The 20,935-nt window shown below is 26.2% G+C and carries 21 protein-coding genes and 1 riboswitch; all 21 genes read right to left on the reverse strand.

Annotated elements, in window-relative coordinates:
• Nucleotides 1-17: 17 nt before the first annotated feature.
• Complete coding sequence (gene rpmE / locus SDIMI_RS04205) at nt 18-308, reverse strand: 50S ribosomal protein L31 (RefSeq protein ID WP_020836746.1); 291 nt, start codon at nt 306-308, stop codon at nt 18-20.
• A gap of 162 nt (nt 309-470) precedes the next feature.
• Nucleotides 471-998 (reverse strand): hypoxanthine phosphoribosyltransferase, encoded by a 528-nt coding sequence (gene hpt, locus SDIMI_RS04210; RefSeq protein WP_020836747.1) that lies wholly within the window; start codon nt 996-998, stop codon nt 471-473.
• A 23-nt stretch (nt 999-1,021) separates the two neighbouring features.
• Complete coding sequence (locus SDIMI_RS04215) at nt 1,022-2,500, reverse strand: NCS2 family permease (RefSeq protein ID WP_020836748.1); 1,479 nt, start codon at nt 2,498-2,500, stop codon at nt 1,022-1,024.
• A 113-nt stretch (nt 2,501-2,613) separates the two neighbouring features.
• A riboswitch (purine riboswitch) is annotated at nt 2,614-2,710 on the reverse strand.
• Between the two features lie 57 nt (nt 2,711-2,767).
• Nucleotides 2,768-3,595, reverse strand: a complete 828-nt coding sequence (locus SDIMI_RS04220) for an SPE_1075/MLC_0560 family membrane protein (protein ID WP_020836749.1) — start codon at nt 3,593-3,595, stop codon at nt 2,768-2,770.
• Nucleotides 3,596-3,644: 49 nt separating this feature from the next.
• A complete protein-coding gene (locus tag SDIMI_RS04595) occupies nt 3,645-3,818 on the reverse strand; it encodes a helix-turn-helix domain-containing protein (RefSeq protein ID WP_020836750.1) in 174 nt (57 codons plus the stop codon).
• Nucleotides 3,819-3,852: 34 nt separating this feature from the next.
• Nucleotides 3,853-4,743 (reverse strand): class II fructose-1,6-bisphosphate aldolase, encoded by an 891-nt coding sequence (fba, locus tag SDIMI_RS04225; RefSeq protein WP_020836751.1) that lies wholly within the window; start codon nt 4,741-4,743, stop codon nt 3,853-3,855.
• A 105-nt stretch (nt 4,744-4,848) separates the two neighbouring features.
• Nucleotides 4,849-5,355 carry an ECF transporter S component family protein gene (locus SDIMI_RS04230; protein WP_020836752.1) on the reverse strand — a complete coding sequence of 169 codons (507 nt, stop codon included), beginning with the start codon at nt 5,353-5,355 and terminating at the stop codon, nt 4,849-4,851.
• A gap of 49 nt (nt 5,356-5,404) precedes the next feature.
• A complete protein-coding gene (locus SDIMI_RS04235; protein WP_020836753.1) occupies nt 5,405-6,997 on the reverse strand; it encodes a CTP synthase in 1,593 nt (530 codons plus the stop codon).
• Nucleotides 6,998-7,061: 64 nt separating this feature from the next.
• On the reverse strand, nt 7,062-7,529 hold the full coding sequence (gene rpoE, locus SDIMI_RS04240; RefSeq protein WP_020836754.1) for a DNA-directed RNA polymerase subunit delta: 468 nt from the start codon (nt 7,527-7,529) through the stop codon (nt 7,062-7,064).
• 20 nt (nt 7,530-7,549) lie between these two features.
• Complete coding sequence (locus SDIMI_RS04245; protein ID WP_020836755.1) at nt 7,550-8,740, reverse strand: HD domain-containing protein; 1,191 nt, start codon at nt 8,738-8,740, stop codon at nt 7,550-7,552.
• Nucleotides 8,741-8,752: 12 nt separating this feature from the next.
• Complete coding sequence (gene gltX, locus SDIMI_RS04250; RefSeq protein WP_020836756.1) at nt 8,753-10,180, reverse strand: glutamate--tRNA ligase; 1,428 nt, start codon at nt 10,178-10,180, stop codon at nt 8,753-8,755.
• Nucleotide 10,181: 1 nt separating this feature from the next.
• On the reverse strand, nt 10,182-10,655 hold the full coding sequence (ispF, locus tag SDIMI_RS04255; RefSeq protein ID WP_020836757.1) for a 2-C-methyl-D-erythritol 2,4-cyclodiphosphate synthase: 474 nt from the start codon (nt 10,653-10,655) through the stop codon (nt 10,182-10,184).
• 70 nt (nt 10,656-10,725) lie between these two features.
• Nucleotides 10,726-11,823 carry a redox-regulated ATPase YchF gene (gene ychF / locus SDIMI_RS04260; protein WP_020836758.1) on the reverse strand — a complete coding sequence of 366 codons (1,098 nt, stop codon included), beginning with the start codon at nt 11,821-11,823 and terminating at the stop codon, nt 10,726-10,728.
• A 1-nt stretch (nt 11,824) separates the two neighbouring features.
• Nucleotides 11,825-12,010: a DUF951 family protein gene (locus tag SDIMI_RS04265; protein ID WP_020836759.1), complete on the reverse strand. Its 186-nt coding sequence runs from the start codon at nt 12,008-12,010 to the stop codon at nt 11,825-11,827.
• Nucleotides 12,000-12,875: a ParB/RepB/Spo0J family partition protein gene (locus SDIMI_RS04270; RefSeq protein WP_020836760.1), complete on the reverse strand. Its 876-nt coding sequence runs from the start codon at nt 12,873-12,875 to the stop codon at nt 12,000-12,002. The genes SDIMI_RS04265 and SDIMI_RS04270 overlap by 11 nt, the downstream gene beginning before the upstream one ends.
• On the reverse strand, nt 12,862-13,635 hold the full coding sequence (locus tag SDIMI_RS04275) for a ParA family protein (RefSeq protein ID WP_020836761.1): 774 nt from the start codon (nt 13,633-13,635) through the stop codon (nt 12,862-12,864). The genes SDIMI_RS04270 and SDIMI_RS04275 overlap by 14 nt, the downstream gene beginning before the upstream one ends.
• 40 nt (nt 13,636-13,675) lie before the next feature.
• Complete coding sequence (gene rsmG, locus SDIMI_RS04280) at nt 13,676-14,371, reverse strand: 16S rRNA (guanine(527)-N(7))-methyltransferase RsmG (RefSeq protein WP_020836762.1); 696 nt, start codon at nt 14,369-14,371, stop codon at nt 13,676-13,678.
• A 50-nt stretch (nt 14,372-14,421) separates the two neighbouring features.
• Nucleotides 14,422-15,996, reverse strand: coding sequence for an APC family permease (locus tag SDIMI_RS04285; RefSeq protein ID WP_020836763.1), 1,575 nt, complete (start codon nt 15,994-15,996; stop codon nt 14,422-14,424).
• On the reverse strand, nt 15,983-17,527 hold the full coding sequence (locus SDIMI_RS04290) for an amino acid permease (RefSeq protein ID WP_020836764.1): 1,545 nt from the start codon (nt 17,525-17,527) through the stop codon (nt 15,983-15,985). The genes SDIMI_RS04285 and SDIMI_RS04290 overlap by 14 nt, the downstream gene beginning before the upstream one ends.
• Before the next feature lies 1 nt (nt 17,528).
• Nucleotides 17,529-19,406, reverse strand: a complete 1,878-nt coding sequence (gene mnmG / locus SDIMI_RS04295; RefSeq protein ID WP_041618328.1) for a tRNA uridine-5-carboxymethylaminomethyl(34) synthesis enzyme MnmG — start codon at nt 19,404-19,406, stop codon at nt 17,529-17,531.
• Between the two features lie 14 nt (nt 19,407-19,420).
• Nucleotides 19,421-20,935: a methionine--tRNA ligase gene (gene metG / locus SDIMI_RS04300; RefSeq protein ID WP_020836766.1), complete on the reverse strand. Its 1,515-nt coding sequence runs from the start codon at nt 20,933-20,935 to the stop codon at nt 19,421-19,423.

Genomic DNA, 20,935 nt, shown 5'->3' on the forward strand with positions numbered 1-20,935 from the left:
TAGTTGTTTGTATTAAATTATTTTTTAGCTTCTTTTGCTTTTTTTTCGTTTTCTGCTTTTTGAGCTGCTGATGCTTTTTCTGCTTCAGCTAATTTTGCATCTTTTTTAACAAATTTCTCTTTGAATTTTTCAACACGTCCCTCTGCATTTGCAAAGTTTTGTTTACCAGTGTAGAAAGGATGACAATTTGAACAAGTATCTATTCTTACTTCTTCTCCTTTTGTTGATCCTGACATGAATTCATTGCTACAAGTTGTACAAACAAATTTAGCTTCAAAATATTGTGGATGTATGTTTGCTTTTGGCATGTTTTCACCGTCCTTTATTTAAAGTCTTTCTAATACAAATTAAATAATACCATATTTTTTTAAAAACTTAATTATTTTAGGTTTTTTTATAACATTTATTTTAGTAATAAAAAATGAACAACAAAAGCGTTCATTTTTTAATTTTACTTTAAACCTATATTATTAATCTTCAACACTATAAATTTGATCTAATTGTCTATACAAATCATCTATTTCAAAACCATAACCAACAACAAATTTATTAGGTACCTGGAAAATTGATTTGTACTCATATTTAAAATCATTATGACATCCTACTTTATCAGCTAAAGTTACTATTTCCAATGATTTTGGATTTAATGACTGAAGATATTCATAAACAGCAGTTAATGTTTGTCCTGTATCTATAATATCTTCAATAATTATTACATTTTGATTTGTTACAATTGGCTTTGTAATTTCTTTATGAAATTTAATTTCCCTTGTTGATTCTGTGCCAGAATAACTGGAAACCACAATTGTATCCATTTTTATAGGCATATTTAATTTTCTTGCTAAATCCGCAAAGAAAAAGACAGAACCATTCATTATTGCAATTAAACTAACTTGTTCATCTTTATACTTTTGATTAATTTGATCAGCTAAACTAACTATTCCCTTTTCAATATCTTCTTTTGAAATTAATACTTTTAAATTATGTTTAAAGTTCATTTTCTATTCTCCTGTTAATTTTTTTAAATAAATGCATTGGCTACAAAATAGAGTATAAATATTAAATCTAATATTCAAATTATAGGATTTAATGTTTTTGCTTTTCCTGTAGCAAGTGCTCCAACAGTATATGCAATGATTCCTAATGCTATACCATTTGCAATATTGTAAGTGACCACCATAAACATTATTGAGAAGAATGCTGCAAGACCCATTTCTGGTTTATCTCATTCAATTCCTGTAATTGATTTTATCATTATTGTTCCAATAAATACTGTTGCTGCCCCAGTTATACATGAAGGCATCATTTTAAAAATTGGAAATAAAACAATACTTATTAAAAATCCTAATGAAGTAATAATTGCTGCAAAACCTGTTCTAGCTCCTTGTGAGATACCAACACAACTTTCTGCATAACATGCCATATGTGAAACTCCAGCAACTGACCCAACAATTGTTGCACCTGCATCAATTATTAAAGCTTTATGTGGGATTTCATTATTAGTTCCTGCTTCTCTATTTAATTCAATATTAATTGTTGTAATTGTTCCTGTTGCATCAAAGAAATTTAAAATTATAAATACAAATATTGATATATACATTGTTGGATTAATTCAAATTTTAGGATTTACAAATTGTTTTGTTGTTCCCTCTAAATTTGATCAAAATCCTGTAAATAAGCTTTTATAATTTCAATCTATTTCACTAAATTTAGCATTTTTAAATGATTCTTGAATTGCATCATTTTCAACTGTATTTACTAAGATCATGGCAATAATAAATCCGATAATCATAACACAAGCCACTGGTGCAAAGAATTTTTTAAAATTTAAAAATATTGCAGCAAATAAAGCAACAGTACCTAAAATGATTGCTGGATAAGTCATTTTAAAATCACTTAAACTAGCAATTGGAATACCACCATCATTTGCTACTCATCCAATATTTGAAATTCCAACGTAAGCAATGAAAAATCCAATACCAACACCAATTGATAAATGCACTGATTTTGGTAAACTTTTAATCATTATTGTTCTTAATTTTGTAACTGATACAACACAAAATAAAATACTTGATATTAAAGTAGCAATTAGTGCACCTTCAAATCCAATATTACCTGCTACATTAAATGCAAACATAGCATTTAATCCCATACTTGGTGCTAGACCAATTGGTACATTTGCTGATATACCCATTACAAAAGTTGCTAAGAAAGCAACTAATGCTGTTGCTAAAAATACACCATTTAAATCCATATAAACTGAATTTGATTCACCAATTGTAGTTATACTCTCTGCTCTACGTAAAATATCTGGTTCAACAGATAGTATATACATCATTGCTAAAAGTGTTGAAATACCTCCAATAATTTCCTTTTTAAAAGTTGTCTTCATATCATTAAATTTAAAATATCTAGCGATTCTATTATTTGAAATAGCAGTAGCGTTTTTACTTTTATCTGCTTTTAGAATCGAGTCTTTACTCTTGTTATTTTTTTCCATAGTTCTCCTTTTTAAAAATAAATCGACGACTATAAAATAAGCTATTTTTTATTTAAATAACTTATAAAAATTTAGTTGTAATTAACAGGTTCTTGTTTTTCTTTAATTAAATCAGAATTATAAATAGAAATTATAGAGATTGAATAGGTTCAATCGTAGAGACACCAACCCAATATGTTGGCTTATACAAGTTCTATTAATTACATTTATATTTTATATTTTTTATTTAAAAATGCAAAGTAAAAAAACCTATTATTAAGGTTTTTTTTATTTTTTATTACTTAATTTTTCATAATCTATAAATTTGTTTAAAATATTTAATTGAGTATTTACAATAGGTCCTACAAGGAAGGTAAAGCAAATTGTTCCTAACCCAAAATTTGTAAGTAAGAAATTAGTTTTATTAGACCCCTCTTCACCAATAATAAATGGAAATAAAATAAAACCTAAAATTAAGATACTTATATCTATTAATAATCTCCCCATTGCATAGTTCATTTTAGTTAAACGTATAAACTGAGTACATATATTATTAAATGGTCCCAATAGCAATCCTGATTTTACCCATAAAGCTATTCCAATTACAAATGCTAGAAATCCCCCAATTAAAGCTAAATTTCTAATTGCAAGATTATTTGGATCAGTATTTTTTATATTTAATTCTGATAAACTTCTTAAAAATAATCCAACTATTTGAGGAACAATAAATGTTATTGCAATATCTGCAATAACAACGAATAGAAAACTAAATCAAATTATTTTAGATTTTAATTTTTTATATTCCTCCATTGTTGGTTTAATTGAAAATCCTATAGCAAAAATAATTAATATTATATATACCAGTGTTAAACTTGTTGGATAAAATTTATTTAAAACTTCACCTCTCACAGATCCGTCCTTTGAAAATGGCTCAACTAATGATAAAGCATTATAGATAAATCAGTCTATTTGACTACCCCCAACTGCTGGTTGTTGATATAGTGCTAAACCAAAAGAACTGACTATTACTCCTAATATTAATAAGATCACTTTTATTAATATACCTTTTCAGTTATTTTTAATAAGCTTTTTTTGATTTTTTAATCAATATTTCATATTATTCTCCTTGCAATGAAACTTTTCAAAAAAAATAGGCCAAAAATGCCTACTTTTCGTATTTTGTTTTCAAAGCTTCTTCTCCGCCTTGTTCGTATTTTTTAACTCAATTTCTAAGAGAAACAACACTTACATTTCTTGTTGGTGCAAATTGAGTAGCTTTGACACCACTATTTTTGAAATCTTTAATAATTTTAACTTTTTCTTCAACTGTTAAATGCATATATTTATCTCCCTAATAAACGTTTATTAAATTCTTAAGCTTTTCCTTGACAACCAAAAACTTTTGTTAAGTCCATGAATGTTTGTTTTAAAGCTTTATATCCTGGTGCTAATAATTTACGTGGATCAAATCCTTTAGCTTCATCATCTAAATCTTTTTTAGCTTCAATGTATTCTCTTGTTGCATCTCTGAAAGCTAATTGTAATTCTGTGTTAACATTAATTTTTGAAATTCCTAATTTAATAGCTTTTTCAACTTGATCTTGAGGAATTCCTGAACCCCCATGTAAAACCATTGGTAATTTACATGCTGCTTGTAATTCTTCTAATGTATCAAATGATAATGATTTTCATCATTCTGGATATTTTCCATGAATATTTCCAATTCCAGCAGCTAACATTGTAATTCCTGTAGTTGCCATTTCTGCTGCTTGATTAGGATCTCCTAATTCACCTTCACCAACAACTCCGTCTTCTTCTCCACCAATTGAGCCAATTTCAGCTTCAACTGAAACTTCATGTTCATTTGCAAAGTCCATTAATTCTTTAACTTTTGAAATGTTTTCTTCGTATGGTAAGTGTGATCCATCAAACATAACTGATGAATATCCTGCTTCTATACATTTTTTAGCCATTTCAACTGATTGACCATGATCTAAGTGTAAAGCAACTGGTACAGTAATGTTTAATGTTTCTAATAAACCATTAACCATCCCAACTACCACTGGTGCTCCACCCATATATTTTAATGCTCCTTCTGAAGTAGCAATAATAACTGGTGTATTTGATTCTTGAGCTGCTTCTAAAATAGATTTAGTTCATTCTAAGTTATTAATGTTAAAGTGACCAATTGCGTATTTATTTGCATGAGCATCTTTTACCATTTTTGTAGAATTAACTAATTTTGAATGATAAATTCTTGACATATTTTTTCCTCCTAAAGTTTTTTATACTTAAAGATTATACAACTTTATTCCTATATACAATAGAGTTTTTTAACTATATTATTTTGAAAGACTATATTTTCTAATCTATAAGTTATATTTATCAATAATTTTCTCTTTAAAATTAATCTTTCTTAACGTAAAGAGAATTATTATGGAAATAAAAATATTTGCAAAATATTGAATAGCATCTGTTGTGGCTTCAATGATAGCAAATGAGCTATCAAATAGTATATATACATATAAAACATATATAAAAATTCATAAATAACTTAAGAAAATATTTATATATGTATTTATATATCTTTTTAAAAAAATAAATGTAAAAGTAATTAATACTTTAACCATAATTGTAATAGGTATGTAAATTGCACTTGCTGCAAATAAATCAATACCTATTCCTGCTAAAATAGCTGAAATTACTAAAGTAAAAGGATTTAGAAAATTTAAAAGAGCAAGAAAAATAACATCTGATATTTGAAATATACTTTTACCAGTACCAATTGAAATTAAATTAGTTATTATTCCCATTACAAACATAAGTGTTGTTAAGATTGCACATAATGTTACTTGTTTGGTATTTATTTTTTTCATTTATATTCACCTACTTAAATTTTAGATAAAAAAAACAAAAAATAAATACTTATTTTTTGTTTATATGATTTATAAAGCCCATAAATAATGGATTTGGCTTATTTGGTCTTGAAGTAAATTCAGGATGATATTGAGCTGCAATGAAGAAATCATTTTTTGAATATTCAATTATTTCAACAAGATCTTTTTCTAAATACAGTCCTGAAAAAATGATTCCATTTTCTTCAAATTGTTTTCTAAAATCATTATTAAATTCATATCTATGTCTATGTCTTTCAATTGCTTCCTTACCTTTATATAATTCAGAGGCCAAAGTATTTTCTTTAATTGAAGTTATATATCTTCCCAATCTTAATGTTCCTCCAATATTTTCTCTATTTTTACCATGAAGAATATCAATAATTGGATTTTTAGTATTTGGATCTAATTCAGTTGTATTTGCATCTTCTAAGTTTAAAACATTTCTTGCAAATTCAATGCAAGCAACTTGCATTCCTAAGCATATTCCTAAATATGCAATATTATTTTCTCTAGCATACTGTGCAGCAAGTATTTTACCTTCTACTCCCTCTTCACCAAATCCACCAGGAACTAAAATTCCTTTTGCATTTGCTAATTGCTCTTTAACATTATTTTTATTAAGTTTTCTAGCATTAATTCAATTAATTTTTATTTTTTTATTAATTTCATACCCTGCAAATTTTAAAGATTCCATAACCGATAAATAAGCATCACTTAATTCTACATATTTTCCAACTATATGTACTTCTAAAATTTCTTTTGAGTTTTCAATATTATTAACAAGTTTTTTTCAATCATTTAGATTTGTTTCTTGTAGGTCCAATTTTAATTGTCTTGCTGTAATTTTATGTAAATTTCCGCTTTCCAAAACTAATGGTACTTTGTAAATAGAATCACTATCGGGACAAGAAATCACGTTTTCTTCTGGAATACTACATAGCAATGAAATTTTATCCTTTAGTCTTTTCTCAAATTCTGTTTCACTTCTCGCAACAATAACATCTGGCTGTATTCCTAAACTTAATAATTCTTTCACAGAATGTTGGATAGGTTTAGTTTTAAACTCTGCTGAAACTTTAAGATATGGTAATAGAGCAACATGAATAAACATTACATTATCTTTTCCTTGCTCCATTCTTACCTGTCTTAACGCTTCTAAAAATGGTTGAGATTCAATATCTCCAACAGTCCCACCAATTTCTGTAATTACAACATCAGCTTTACTTTCAAGTTCAGCTTTATAAATTCTTTGTTTAATTTCATTTGTAATATGTGGAATTACTTGAACAGTTTTACCACCAAATTTACCATTTCTTTCTTTTTCAAGTGCTTCATAATAAATTTTTCCAGCAGATGTAGAAGAGATTTTTGATAAGTTTACATCAATAAATCTTTCATAATGACCCAAATCTAAATCTGTTTCGCCACCATCATCTGTAACATAGACTTCTCCATGTTCTATTGGATTAATAGTTCCTGGATCAATATTTAAATATGGATCAAATTTTTGCATAAATATTTTTAATCCACTATTTTTTAAAAGAACCCCTAAAGAACTTCCTGTAATACCTTTTCCTAAACCAGATACTACTCCTCCTGTAATAAATATATGTTTTGCCATTGTACAATTCTCCTTTTAAAAATAAAAAGTAGTTGTTAAAAACTACTTATGATTAAGTTATTTTTTAATATTCATCTTCATCAATATCATCATCTTCATCAATATCATCCTCATCATCATCTTCATCAATATCATCTAAGGTTTCGTCTAATGAATCATTATTATTATGGTCTAATAATTTTTTTATTTTACCAACATGCTCACCTGTATCATCGTTATAAAGATCTGAGTCCATTATTGAATCAATGTCTTCAAATTCTTCTGTTGTTTCAAACTTATCAACATACTCATATTGTTTTTTAACATCATCAAATTTAAGATAATCTCTTAAACCTCATTTACCATCAGATGTTAATGCAAATCTATTATCAAGAACCAAATCGCTATAAAGTTCAGCTATAATTTCATTTTTGAAATCATTGTCTCCGTTTATTTCTTTAGATATTGTATTTCAAATATCTTCAAAAGACACATTATCTTTACAATCATTTAAATAATTGTAAGCTAAATTAATCGGTGATAATTTACTCATAACAATTTCCTCCATATTTTCTATTCTACATTATACTTTGGAAAAATATAAATTTTTTTTATATTATTCTTCCAATCTGTATTAATTATTTCTGAAAGATCTTTTAAATTACTTAAGTTATTATCCTTTAAAATATATATATTTTCGTCTTTCTTTTCAGAACTGTCTTTGTAAATGAATATATCTTTGACAGTTATAATATCAAAATAATAATTTACATCTCCTTTAAAATTAGATTTCATATTATTAAATTCTTCTTCAGTTATATCTGATGAAGCTTTTAAAAATTTTCTATTTTGAAGTCTATTCGACAAATCACTTAATATTTCATCATTTTCCTCTTTTAAAAGCTTGAATAATTCAAACATTGTATAATCATCTAAATATACATATTTTTCCAAAGGCATTGGTTTTTCATGAAATATTTCTTCAAATAAATTTACTGGTTTAGAATGTTTAAATCTATAGTTATTTAAGTATAAATATTTAAATCTTTTGAATCACATTTTAAATGTATTATCAAAAGCAGTAGAAATTTTATGTTCATAAACTTGTTTAAACATATGATATCTTCCTAACAAAAAATTTTCTATTGCATTTAATGTTTTATTTGAGAATACAAGCTTATTATCATGAATTTTTGCATTTCTTATAATTCAATCAATATCTGGTTTTGAATAATTTACACCAGCTCCTTTTGAATCTCTTTGTAAGTAGTCTAATCTATCTGCATCTAATTGACTTGAAACAAGTGAATTAACAACTTTATTTTGATGCTTACCTTCAATAACAGAAACAACCTCATCAGGATCAACTCCATTATTAATAAGAACCTTATTAATTTGTGAATTACCTTTTATTATATCAACTGTATATTCTTCATGAGATCTTGTTGAAATTAATTCAAACGTATGTGAAAAAGCCCCATGACCTATATCATGTAATAAACCTGCTACTTTTAATACTTTTTTATCTTTTTCATTAATATGCTCATTTATAGCATCATTTTCTAAAAATTTGCATATCACGTGATATACACCAATACAGTGTGAGAATCTTGTATGATTTGCACTTGGAAATACAAATTGTCCTCCACCTAATTGAATTATTCTTCTAAGTCTTTGAAATTCATTTGTATCAATTAATTCTGTAAAAAGTTTATCTTCAAAATAAATCTCTCCATGAACATTATCTCTTATAAATTTTTCCATATTTTTTGCCTCTTATTGAAAACTACTAATGTTTGCTAATACTTTTTCTTTACCAATTAAAGAAATGGTTTTTGCCAATTCAGGACCATGTTCACTTAATGTAGTATAAATTCTTACTGGCATAAATAATTCTCTTCCCTTTTTATTAAATTCTACTCCTACTTTTTTTATTAATTCTTTTATATTTATTTCTGAAAAATCTTTTATATTTTCTATTTCAACTTTTAAGTATTTTGCCATTTCATTTAAATTGCCAAAATCATTTAACACTTCTTTTGATTTATCATCAATATCCTTATTAAAGAAAATATCCAAATGATCATTAATTTGAATACCAAATTCAAGTTCCTTTTTAAATAGTATTAATACAGATTCTATTCAACTTGATTCTTTATTAGATATATCAAATCTATTTTTATCAATAAAATTAATTATAAAATCTATATAATCTTTATCATTCATTTTTTTAATTCACTGACTATTAATTCATTTCATTTTAATCATATCAAAAGTACTTGGAGATTTAGAAAATCTAGTTTCATCAAACATTTTTACAAATTCTTCCTTTGAAAAAATTTCTTGTTCACTATTTGGACTTCAACCTAAAAGTGAAATATAATTAAATATTGCTTCTGGTAAATAACCTTGATCTCTATACTGAGAAATAAAAAACATTGCATTTCCACTTCTTTTTGATAATTTTTTCTTTGTTTCATCAACTATTAAAGTTAAATGACAAAATGTTGGCTCTTCCCAACCAAAAGCTTCATAAATCATGCATTGTCTTGGAGTATTAGATATGTGCTCTTCTCCGCGAACAACATGAGTTATTTTCATATCAAAATCATCAATTACAACTGCAAAATTATATGTTGCAATTCCATTTGATTTTAAAATTACAAAATCTCCAATCTCTTTGGAATTAAATTCAACATGACCACGAACTATATCAATAATTTTATATATTTTATTTTCAGGAACTAGAAATCTTATATTGTAAGGTTTTGCATTATCTTCTACTTTATTTAAATAACATTTTCTGCTATATTGTGGAGCAATAATTCCTCTTGCAATTTGTTCTTCTCTTTCTTGTTCTAATTCTTCTGGAGAACAATAACATTTATATGCTTTGCCTTGCTCAATCAAGGTATGAGCATAATCTTTATATATATCAAATTTTTCAGATTGCATATATTTACATTCTTCATCTTTAGGGTTTTTAAAAGATTCATCAGGGTTAATACCCAATCATTCCATATTATCAAATTGAGATTCTATAGCTCCTTCAACATTTCTTTCTAAATCTGTATCCTCAATTCTTAAGATAAAGTCACCATTATAATGTTTTGCAAATAAATAATTCATTAATGCTGTTCTTGTATTTCCAATATGTAAGAAACCTGTTGGTGACGGTGCATATCTTAATCTAAATTTTTTCATATTATTTTTCCTCACTTTTATAAATTATTAAATTACAATAACAAGTAATTATATTCTCAAAATTACCTTCTGTTGTTGTTGCCTTTACAGAAATTTGATCTAATGAGATTGTTAATTCTTTTGCTAGTTTTTGTTTTATTTCATTTTTATATTGACCTAATTTTGGTGAATCAAGTTCAATAAGAATATCTACATTTGATATTTTATAATTTTTTTTATTTAGATGATTCAAAGCATCAAAAATAATTATAAACGAATCAAAACCTTCAGTCATGTTTTTTGAATTGTAGTTTTGACCTAAATCTTCTAAACCTAAAGAACCAAATAATGCTTCGGCCAATGAATGATATAGAATATCCCCATCACTGTAAGCTTCCACAGATTTATTAGAGGGTATTTCAATTCCACCAAGTTTTATATTATGCCCATCAATTAGATTATGAGTATCTTTTGAAAAACCAACTCTATATTGCATATTGACTCCTTTTAACAAATTGATTATAAAATAAAAATTGATTTATACCTAATTAAGTTATAAATCAATTTTATTTATTAAATTTAAAGAAGCAAACATCTCCATCTTGAACAATATAGTTTTTTCCTTCAAGTTTAATTTTTCCACTATTTTTTAAAGATTGTTCATCACCAAGCTCAAATATATCTTCACATTTATAAACATCTGCTTTTATAAAACCTTTTTCAAAATCTGTATGAATAATTCCTGCACATTGTGGAGCAGTTGAACCTTCTTTAAATTGTCAACCTCTTGCTTCCTGAGGACCACAAGTAAAATATGTTTTCAATCCTAATGTAGAATAGGCAGCTTTTATTAATTGCTCTAAACCAGAAGTTTCAATTCCTGCGTCTTGAAGGAACACATCCTTTTCTTCTTTTTCAAGTTCACTTAATTCTTCTTCAATTTTTGCAGAAATTTTTACAACTTGTGAATTACAAGATGCTGCATAGTCTTTTACAAGTTTTACGTATTTATTATCTTCTCTAACTTCATCTTCACCAACGTTTGCAACATAAATAAATTGTTTAGTTGTTAATAGTTGAAAAGATTTAATTGCTAATTTCTCTTCTTCATTAAATTCTAATTTATTTAAAAGTTTTCCTTCACTAAGTTGAGTTTCTAATTTTTTTAATAATGTGTATTCAAAAATAATATCTTTATCCTTTGTTGATTTAAATTTAGGTTCAACTTTTGCAAGTCTTTTTTTAATGCTTGATTCATCAGAAAGTATTAATTCCAATTCAATTATTTCAATATCTCTTATTGGATCAACACTACCTTCTACATGAGTTATTTCTTTCGAATCAAAACATCTTATAACTTCACAAATAGCATCAGTTTCTCTAATATTTGCAAGAAATGCATTACCTAAACCTTCACCCTTACTTGCTCCTGCAATTAAACCAGCTATGTCAACAAACTCTATTGTTGTATAAATAGTTTTTTTTGAATTAAATATCTTTGCAAGATTATCTAACCTCTGATCTGGAACCTCTACAACTCCAACATTTGGTTCAATAGTTGCGAAAGGATAGTTAGCTGCCTCAACTTTTGAGTTAGTAATTGCATTAAATAAAGTTGATTTACCAACATTTGGTAAACCCACTATTCCAACTTGTAATCCCATATTATTTTCTACTTTCTATTTTTTTTATTATTTTAATAAGTTTATCTTTTGTGAACTCCAAAATTAAATTTTCATCCAAATTGGATCTCAATTTAAATATTGTTCCTGTTCTAACAACTATTCAATAAGCAGTTTTGCTTGGGTGATTCTTCTTTAAATAAATTTTATCATCGATATTAATCGTCATCAGTTAATCCTAATAATTCTAAAACTCTATTTAAATCATCATCATCAGAATATCTAATTGTTAATTTACCATTATCAATTGAAACTTTTGTTCCAAGTCTTCTCATCATTTTATTTTCCATATAAACTACTGCTGGTTTTTTTACAAAACTCTCTTGTCCAGTAGTTTTTGAAGAATTACTATTTTTTATTAATTGTTCAACTTCTCTTGCTGTAAGATCTTTTTCAAGAATTTGTTTGAATATTGAATTTAGAAGATCTTCATTATTTGTAATTGATAATAACGGTTTTGCTTGACCCATTGTAATTTTTCTTTGTAACATTGCGTCTTGCACTATTTGAGGTAAATTCAAAAGTCTCATTATATTTGCAATATGAGATCTAGATTTACCAACTCTTGATGCAATTTCTTCTTGTTTTAATTTTAAGTTTGCTGAAAGCTTTTTATAAGCAACAGCTTCTTCTATATCTAACAAATCTACTCTTTGAATATTTTCAATAATAGCAAATTCTTCCATTTGATTTGAATCTAATTTCAAAACAATTGCTGGTATTTCTTTTAAACCTGCTAATTTCGCAGCCCTAGTTCTTCTTTCACCTGCAACAATTTCATTTTTAGTATTAATAATTACTGGCTGAATTATTCCATGAATTTTGATTGATTCAGCAAGTTCTTTTAATTCATCATCTTCAAAAGTTTTTCTTGGTTGATATGGATTGGCAATTAATGAGTTAACATCAACCATAGTTTTATTACTATCTGCTTTTTCTTTATCATTTTCAATAACACCAATTATATCAGATACGGATTCTCCAAAAATATCATCTAATCCTTTAAAATTATATTTTCCTTTAGTTTTGGCCATTTTCTTTTAATACCTCTTTTACAAATTCAATGTAAGCAATTGAACCTGCTCCATTTTTATCATATTCATAAATTGATTTACCTTCTATTGAAGATTCAGAAATTTTTATATTTCTTGGAATAACAGATTTATAAACTTTTGGACCAAATGTCTTCATGATTTCTTCTAAAACATCATGTGCTAATCTTGTACGTGAATCAAACATTGTTACAAGTACTCCTTCAATTGTTAAATCTGGATTCAACGTTTCTTTGACTTTTTTTATTGTTCTTAAAAGTTGAGCAACCCCGTGCATAGCATAATGTTCTGCTTGAATTGGTATTAAAACAGTATCAGATATTGCTAAACCATTTCTATTAATTAACCCTAAACTTGGTGGACAATCAATTATAACAAAATCATATTGATCACCAAGTCCTTTAATTTCATCTCTTAAAACATTTTGATTGTTTGTTTTTTGTTCTAATAAAATTAAATCAACTGCAGCTACATCTATTGAACTTGGTGCCAAATCAATATTAGGTTTAATATCTTTTATTATTATTTCTGATAAAGTTTTTTCTCCTACAAAGACATGGTACATACTTAAAGTATTACTATCTATTTCAAAACCAACACCTGTAGTTGCATTAAATTGTGGGTCCATATCTATAAGTAGAACCCTCTTATTTGCAAGAGCAAGACCACATGCTAAGTTTACTGAAGTAGTTGTTTTACCTACTCCGCCTTTTTGATTTGAAACTGAAATTATTTTTGCCATAAATTACCCCTCATAATAAATATTATATAATAAATATTTATTATTTTCCTAATGGTCTTTTTCTTATTTGACTATACTGCCTTGGAAATTCCAAGGGAGTTTGTTTAACTTTTTTGTAAAATAAATTATTTCTTTCTCCTAGAACTTCATCATTTAATTCTTGTTTAAAATCAAACATTAGTCCTATTTTAGTTTCTTGACCATTAAGATCGTTCATTTCATTAATTACATTTTTTGATTTTAAACAAATAAATGAACCATTTATTTTTAAACCTTGAGCTCCTACTTCTAAAAGAATATTTAATGGAGCCATTGCTCTCGAAATTACTACATCGAATTTTTCTCTATTCTCTAAAGTATATTCCTCTGCTCTAACATTTAAAGTATATATATCTTCCAATTCTAATTCCCTAATTACTTTATTTAAAAAATTTATTTTCTTTCCATTTGACTCAACTAAATAAATTTTTGAAGTTGGATAAATAATTTTTATAACAACACCTGGAAATCCAGCTCCTGTTCCAATATCTAAAATTTTTAAATTACTTGGATCAAAATGATTTGAAAAAATTAGTGAATCATAAAAATGCTTATCTAAAATATCTTGATCTGTTATTATAGTTGTTAAGTTATGTATTTTATTTTCCTTCTGAAGAATATTTTTATACATAATTAATTTTTCTTTTTGAGCTTCTGTAATCTTAATATCTAGCTCATCAAATCTATTTCATAACATAATAATCTCCTTAAAAAAAATAAAAAAGCTTGCGCCTTTTTTATTTTACATTAGTTTCTGCTTTTAAATTTTTCTATTTCTAATTCTTTATTATATTTAAATCAATTTCTTGGTAATATTCGTAATGCAAAATCATTATTTTCAATGTCTTGTTTAGAAATAAGTACTTCATTAATAATTCAAGCAATTAATAAAACAATTGCAAAAAAGATTAGTATTATTGGATCAATCATATTTTCTATTTTACCTGATTTAAATTTATTAATTAAAAAATCAAAATAAGCATAAACCAAAATTATTGATAATATAGACGTGCTTATTATTCCAATTGCAAAACCACCTTTTGCTTTTCTAACCTCGACTTTTTTTGTTCTTCTGTTATGTAAAACATATATCATGATAATTAAATAAGCTAAGAAACCAAACATAACTGTAGTATTTGAGGAATAATTAGCAACAATAAAGTAATTTATTTCTCCTGAACTATCATTTCAACCTAATGGGATTGAAATAATCAAAAATAAAACATAAATTGTTAATGTTATTATCATTCCAATAAAACCTGATTTAATGTAACCAATTTCAGTAGTATGATTCTTTTTATAAATAAAATTTTCTTCAACAGCTGAATGAACTGTTTTTGGAATTAATGTTGTATAACCATTTACAGTTGTTAATATAGTACATGCAATAATTAATTTGAACAATAATGCAATTCAAGGTTCTTTTTGAAATAGATTATCAAAAAGTTTAAACACATTCCCATCTGACGCACCAAAGAATATTGAGACTGTTATTATTATATAAAATGCTGTAACTGCAATTATTGCACTCATCATTGCTGGTGCAACAACTTGCTTGTGTTCACAATCTTTTTGTAATGTTGCAGCATAGATAAAACCATCAAATGCAAATAATATTGGTATCATTGTTGCAAAAAAACTATTCATAGATCAATTATCATATGGTTCCTCAGGATTAAATGAATTATTAGAATTTGAATTTGTCAAAAATAATGTGAACCCTCCAATAACAATTGTAATTAAAGGTAGAAATTTAATAATAGTAAATATACTTTGAATTAATTTACTTGGCTTATGTGTATAAATATTCATAAGTGAAAATCCAACTAAAACAAGTGTTGAAATGAATAATTCCAAAGACATTCATTCCACTTTTCCAATTTTATTAACTAGATTTACACCATTAGTAATAATGTAAAATTCGTTTATACCATCAAATATAGTTTTAACTGTAAATAAAGCACCAAGTCCTGCAAGAATTGGAAGGTACATACAAATATACATAATTGAAAATAAAGAAGCTGTTCTCCTATTTATAAATTTGTTTGCTCAACTTTGAGCAGTTGAGTGTCCATCTTTTTCTGTTGCTGAAGCAGCTTCAATAAAAGTTAACATAATCATTGAACAAAGAACTCCAATAAACATTCAGACTGTTAATGCCAATCAAGGATTTTGTCCTGCTTCATGTAAAACACCACCAGGTTCAGTTCTATTTTTTAAATAAATTCCACTACCAACAACAATTCCAAATACCATTGAAAAAATTGTTAAAAATTCAAATGTTTTGTTTTTAGCTTTGTTAATTTTATTAACTTTTATCATTTTTAACAACTTCCTTTTCTTTAAATTGAGCGATACTTTTTTCCTTATCATAATGGAATCAATTTTTTGGATTAATTCTCAAATAGAAATCATTTGAGTCTATATTATTTTTTGAAATAATTGCTTCATTTATTGCTCAAGATATTGCCAATATAATTACAAAAATAAATCATAGTATTGGAGATACTAATTCCCCAATTATTAGAGATTCAATAATATTTAAATAATAAATATATGCCATTATAAAAATAAGCATTGATGAAGAAAATATACCAGCAAAATATGCTCCCTTAACTTTTCTAACTTCAACCTTCTTAGTTTTTCTATTAATTAACATTTGAATTAATAATGGTAAATTTAATAAATAAACAATAATAATTGTTGCATCAGAAGATAAATATGCAGTTTCCAAATAACTATCTTTGTTAGTTATTAATAAACTTGATGTTACAAAACCTATGAAAAAAATAAAAACTATAATCAAAGCTATTCAACTTGCCTTTATTTTTGAAAGCTCTTGTCCATTATTTTTTGAGTATATAAATTTTTCTTCAATAGATGCTCTAATTACTAAAGGATAAATTACACTATAAGCATTAACCATTGTTAATAAAGTAATAGTAATAATTAAATTAAATGCAAAGTGAGCTCTTGGGTCAACGTTTTCAAAAATATTTAAAATATTTCCATCTGTTGCCCCCATAAATATAGCAATGCTTATTACAATATAAAATATTGATACTGCAACAATCCCTGTCATCATTGCAGGAGCAACAACTTCTTTGTGTTCACAGTCTTTTTGTATTGCTGCAGAATCAAGAAAGCCATCAAATGCAAACATAATAGGTACCATTGTTATAAATATATTATTAAATTTAAAACCACCTACATTTTCAGGAGTAAATGAACTTTCTTTTCCTAACGAAAAGAAAGTTATTCCTGCTATTAAAACTGTAAGTAAAGGAACAAACTTTAAGAAAGATAAAGATGTTTGTAATATTTTTCCTGGTTTTGAAGTATATGTATTAAGTATTTGAAACAAAAATAAAATTAATGCTGCTGTAAATATCTCTATAACTAGTTTAGTATCACCATTTAAAAGATGATCATTTCCTGTATTGAATTTATGAATGATGTCTAAGGCTTGAAAGAAACTGCTTGTTGTAAATAGAGCTCCAATAATTATTAACACTGGTAAGTAAATTACTGCATAAAGAATAGTAACTAATGACCCATATCTTCTTCCAAGAAATCTACCAGCTCATGCTGTTAAAGTATTGTGATCACCCTTTTTTGTTGAAGTTGATATTTCAATAAATGCTAACATCATCATACAACAAAATACTGCTATTAAAGTTCACACCGCTATTGCTAAATAAGGATTATTACCAGCTTTCGCAAGCACTCCATTATCACCAGCATTCTTTAAATAAATTCCACTACCAACAACAATCCCAAATGTCATTGAAAAAACTGATAAAAATTCATAAATTTTATTTTTAGTTTTATTTTTTTTATTTACTTTAATCATTTTATACCTCGTTATATTTCTTTTTTAAATGAAAAAGTAGCATTTGAATATCTGCAGGATTAACACCTGTTATTCTTGAAGCTTGTCCAATTGAAGATGGTTTAATTTTTTCAAATTTTTGTCTAGCTTCAACTGCTATATTTTCTACTTTTGAATAATCAATATCTTTTGGTATCTTTTTACTCTCCAGTTTTATAAATTTTTCTATTGTTTCATTTTCCTTTTTAATGTAACCTTCAAATCTAATTAAAATTAATAAAGTTTGAAGTTGCTGCTTTGATAATATACTTAATTCAGGAATATATTTTTTAAATATATTAATATCAACTTTTGGTTGTTTTAAAATTTCAAAAGCACTAAACCCTTGATTTAAAACTGCTTGTTCTTTTTCTTTTAATTCAATTGCAAGTTCAGTTTTTGGACTAAATCTAATTTCTTTAAGTAATTCAATACTTTCAAAAATTTCTTTTTCAAATTTCAAATGTTCATCTCATTCTTTTTTAGAAACTAACCCAATTTCATAACCGTATTTTTTAAGTCTCATTTCTGAGTTATCATTTCTTAAAGTTAATCGATTTTCAGCCCTACTTGTTAAAAGTCTATAAGGTTCAATAACACCCTTATTAATTAAATCATCAATCATAACTCCAATATATGATTCATTTCTTTTTAAAATTAAAGGATCTTTATTATCAATTTTTCTAACTGCGTTTATTCCTGCAATTAATCCTTGACCAGCAGCTTCTTCATAGCCACTTGTTCCATTTATTTGTCCAGCCAAAAATAAATTTTCTATAATTTTTAATTCTAAAGAAAGTTTCAATTGTTGCGGATCTACGCAATCATATTCTATTGCATAGGCTCATTTATCAACAACTACATTTTCAAATCCAGGTAAACTTCTTAACATTTTATCTTGAATATCAATTGGCATTGATGTTGAAAAACCTTGAACATAAAAAGTATCAAGTGATTTTGATTCTGGTTCTAAAAATATTTGATGAGTTTCTTTTGATTGAAATCTAACAATCTTATCTTCAAAACTTGGACAATATCTTGGTCCAATTGATTCAATTTGACCTGAATACATTGCAGATTTATGTAAATTATCTTCAATGATTTTTTTAGTTTCAGATGTAGAATGAATCAAATAACAAACCTCTTGATTTTCAAAAGGTAAAAATTTCTTTGTAGAAAAAGAAAAAGCCAGATCTTCATTTGTTCCTGGTTCAATTATTGCTTTTGTTAAATCAATTGAATCCATTTTAACTCTTGGAGGTGTTCCGGTTTTAAATCTGAAAGTTTTTAAACCAAGTTTAAGTAGTGTTTGACTTAATGACTTAGTTGTCATTTCATCATTTGGTCCAGATTCATATTTTTCTTCTCCTCTATATATTAAAGAAGATAAATACGTACCTGTGGTTAATACTACAGCTTCACAAAATATTTCAGTCCCATCTTCAAGTAAAACAGATTTAACTTTATTTGTTGAGTCTAATGAGATATCTCTAACAACCCCAATTACTAATTCTAAATTAGTTTGATTCTCAACAACTGATTGCATATATTTTGAATATTCAATTTTATCAGATTGAGCTCTTAATGCTCATATTCCTGGACCCCTTGATGAATTCAATAATTTCATTTGTAAAGCAGTTGCATCTGCTGCTTTACCCATTTCACCACCAAGTGAATCAATTTCTCTTACAACGATTCCTTTTGCAGGTCCACCCACTGATGGATTACAAGGCATTGTTGCAATTTTATCTTTATATAAGTTTACAAGAATAGTTTTTTTTCCTAATCTTGCAGAAGCAAGTGCAGCTTCAACCCCGGCATGACCAGCGCCAACTACAACTATATCAGCTTGCATGTGCATGCCCCCATTCTAATTTATTTTATTCTTTCGAATAAAACCAGTTTTTCAGTAATTTTTTCATGATCAAAATCACCTTCAATATTTTCAAAAGTTATTAAATTTGGATTTAAACCCATTTGTTTAATCATACTTGGATAACTTTTTACTAATATAGGTTTCAATAAATATGAAATAATAATGATATTTTTTTGAAGTACAGTTAAGACTTCAAGTAATTGATCAATTTTTTGTTCTTTTTCCAAAACTCATGGTTTAGAGTCTTCAATAAATTTATTGCATTCCTGTCCTAGTCGTAATACAACTTGTGTTGCTTCAGACATATTATAAGAATCCATTAATTTTTTGTATTCTTTTATTGTTTCAAAACCTTTTTTTACAAGTCAATGACTAGAAACATCAATTTTATTTAATTTACCATCAAAGTATTTAATAATCATATTTGAAACTCTTGAAATTAAATTTCCAATGTTATTTGCTAAATTATTATTGAATGATTCTATAAATAATTCATTTGTAAAATTACCATCTTTATCGGTTGGTAAATTATTAATAATATAGAATCTTAATGCATCACTTGAATAGTTATTAATAATTTCAACTGGGTCTAAAACATTTCCAATTGATTTTGACATTTTTTTATCTCCACTAAGTATTCAACCATGTGATAATAATTTATCAGGTGTTTTTAGTCCAAGTGAATTTAACATAACTGTTCAATAAATTGAGTGAAACCTAGTGATTTCTTTTCCTATAATTTGTAGTACTTCTGAATCTTTACTTCAAAATTTTTTAAGTAAAGATTCATCTTTTGTTTTATAACCAAGTGCTGTAATATAATTTGATAACGCATCTAATCATACATATATTACATGTTTAGGATTTTCTTTTATTTGAATTCCTCAATTAAAACTTACCCTTGTAACTGATAGATCTTCTAAATCATTATTAATAAAATTATTTAACATTTCTTTTTTTCTTGCTTCAGGTTCTAAAAAATCTGTTTTAAATAATTCCTGAAGATATTTTTGAAAATTTGAAACTCTAAGCATATATGTTTCTTCTTCAAAATCAATTGCCTTATTACCACAAACTAAATGTTGAAGGTTTTCATCCATTTGCTCTGATGTTAAAAATTCTTCACAACTTATGCAATATTTTCCCTTATAACTTGAAGGATAAATTAAATCCTTTTGTAAAAGATCACTAAAGATTTCTCTTACTGCAAAAATATGATCTTCATCAGTAGTTCTAATAAATCGATCATAATCAATGTCTAAAATTTTTCAAAGGTTAATAAAACCTTTAACAATTTGGTCTACATATTGTTTTGGTTCTAAATTATTTTCTTTTGCTTTTTGTTCAATTTTTTGTCCATGTTCATCAGATCCAGTTAAAAAGAAAACATCGTATCCATTTTCTTTTTTATATCTAGAAATAGTATCTGCCAATGTTGTTGTATAAGCATGTCCAATATGTAAATTACCACTTGGATAATATATTGGAGTAGTTACAAAAAAATTTTTTTTCAT

It is taken from the genome of Spiroplasma diminutum CUAS-1, from assembly GCF_000439455.1.
Taxonomy (GTDB): Bacteria; Bacillota_I; Bacilli_A; order Mycoplasmatales; family Mycoplasmataceae; genus Spiroplasma_A; species Spiroplasma_A diminutum.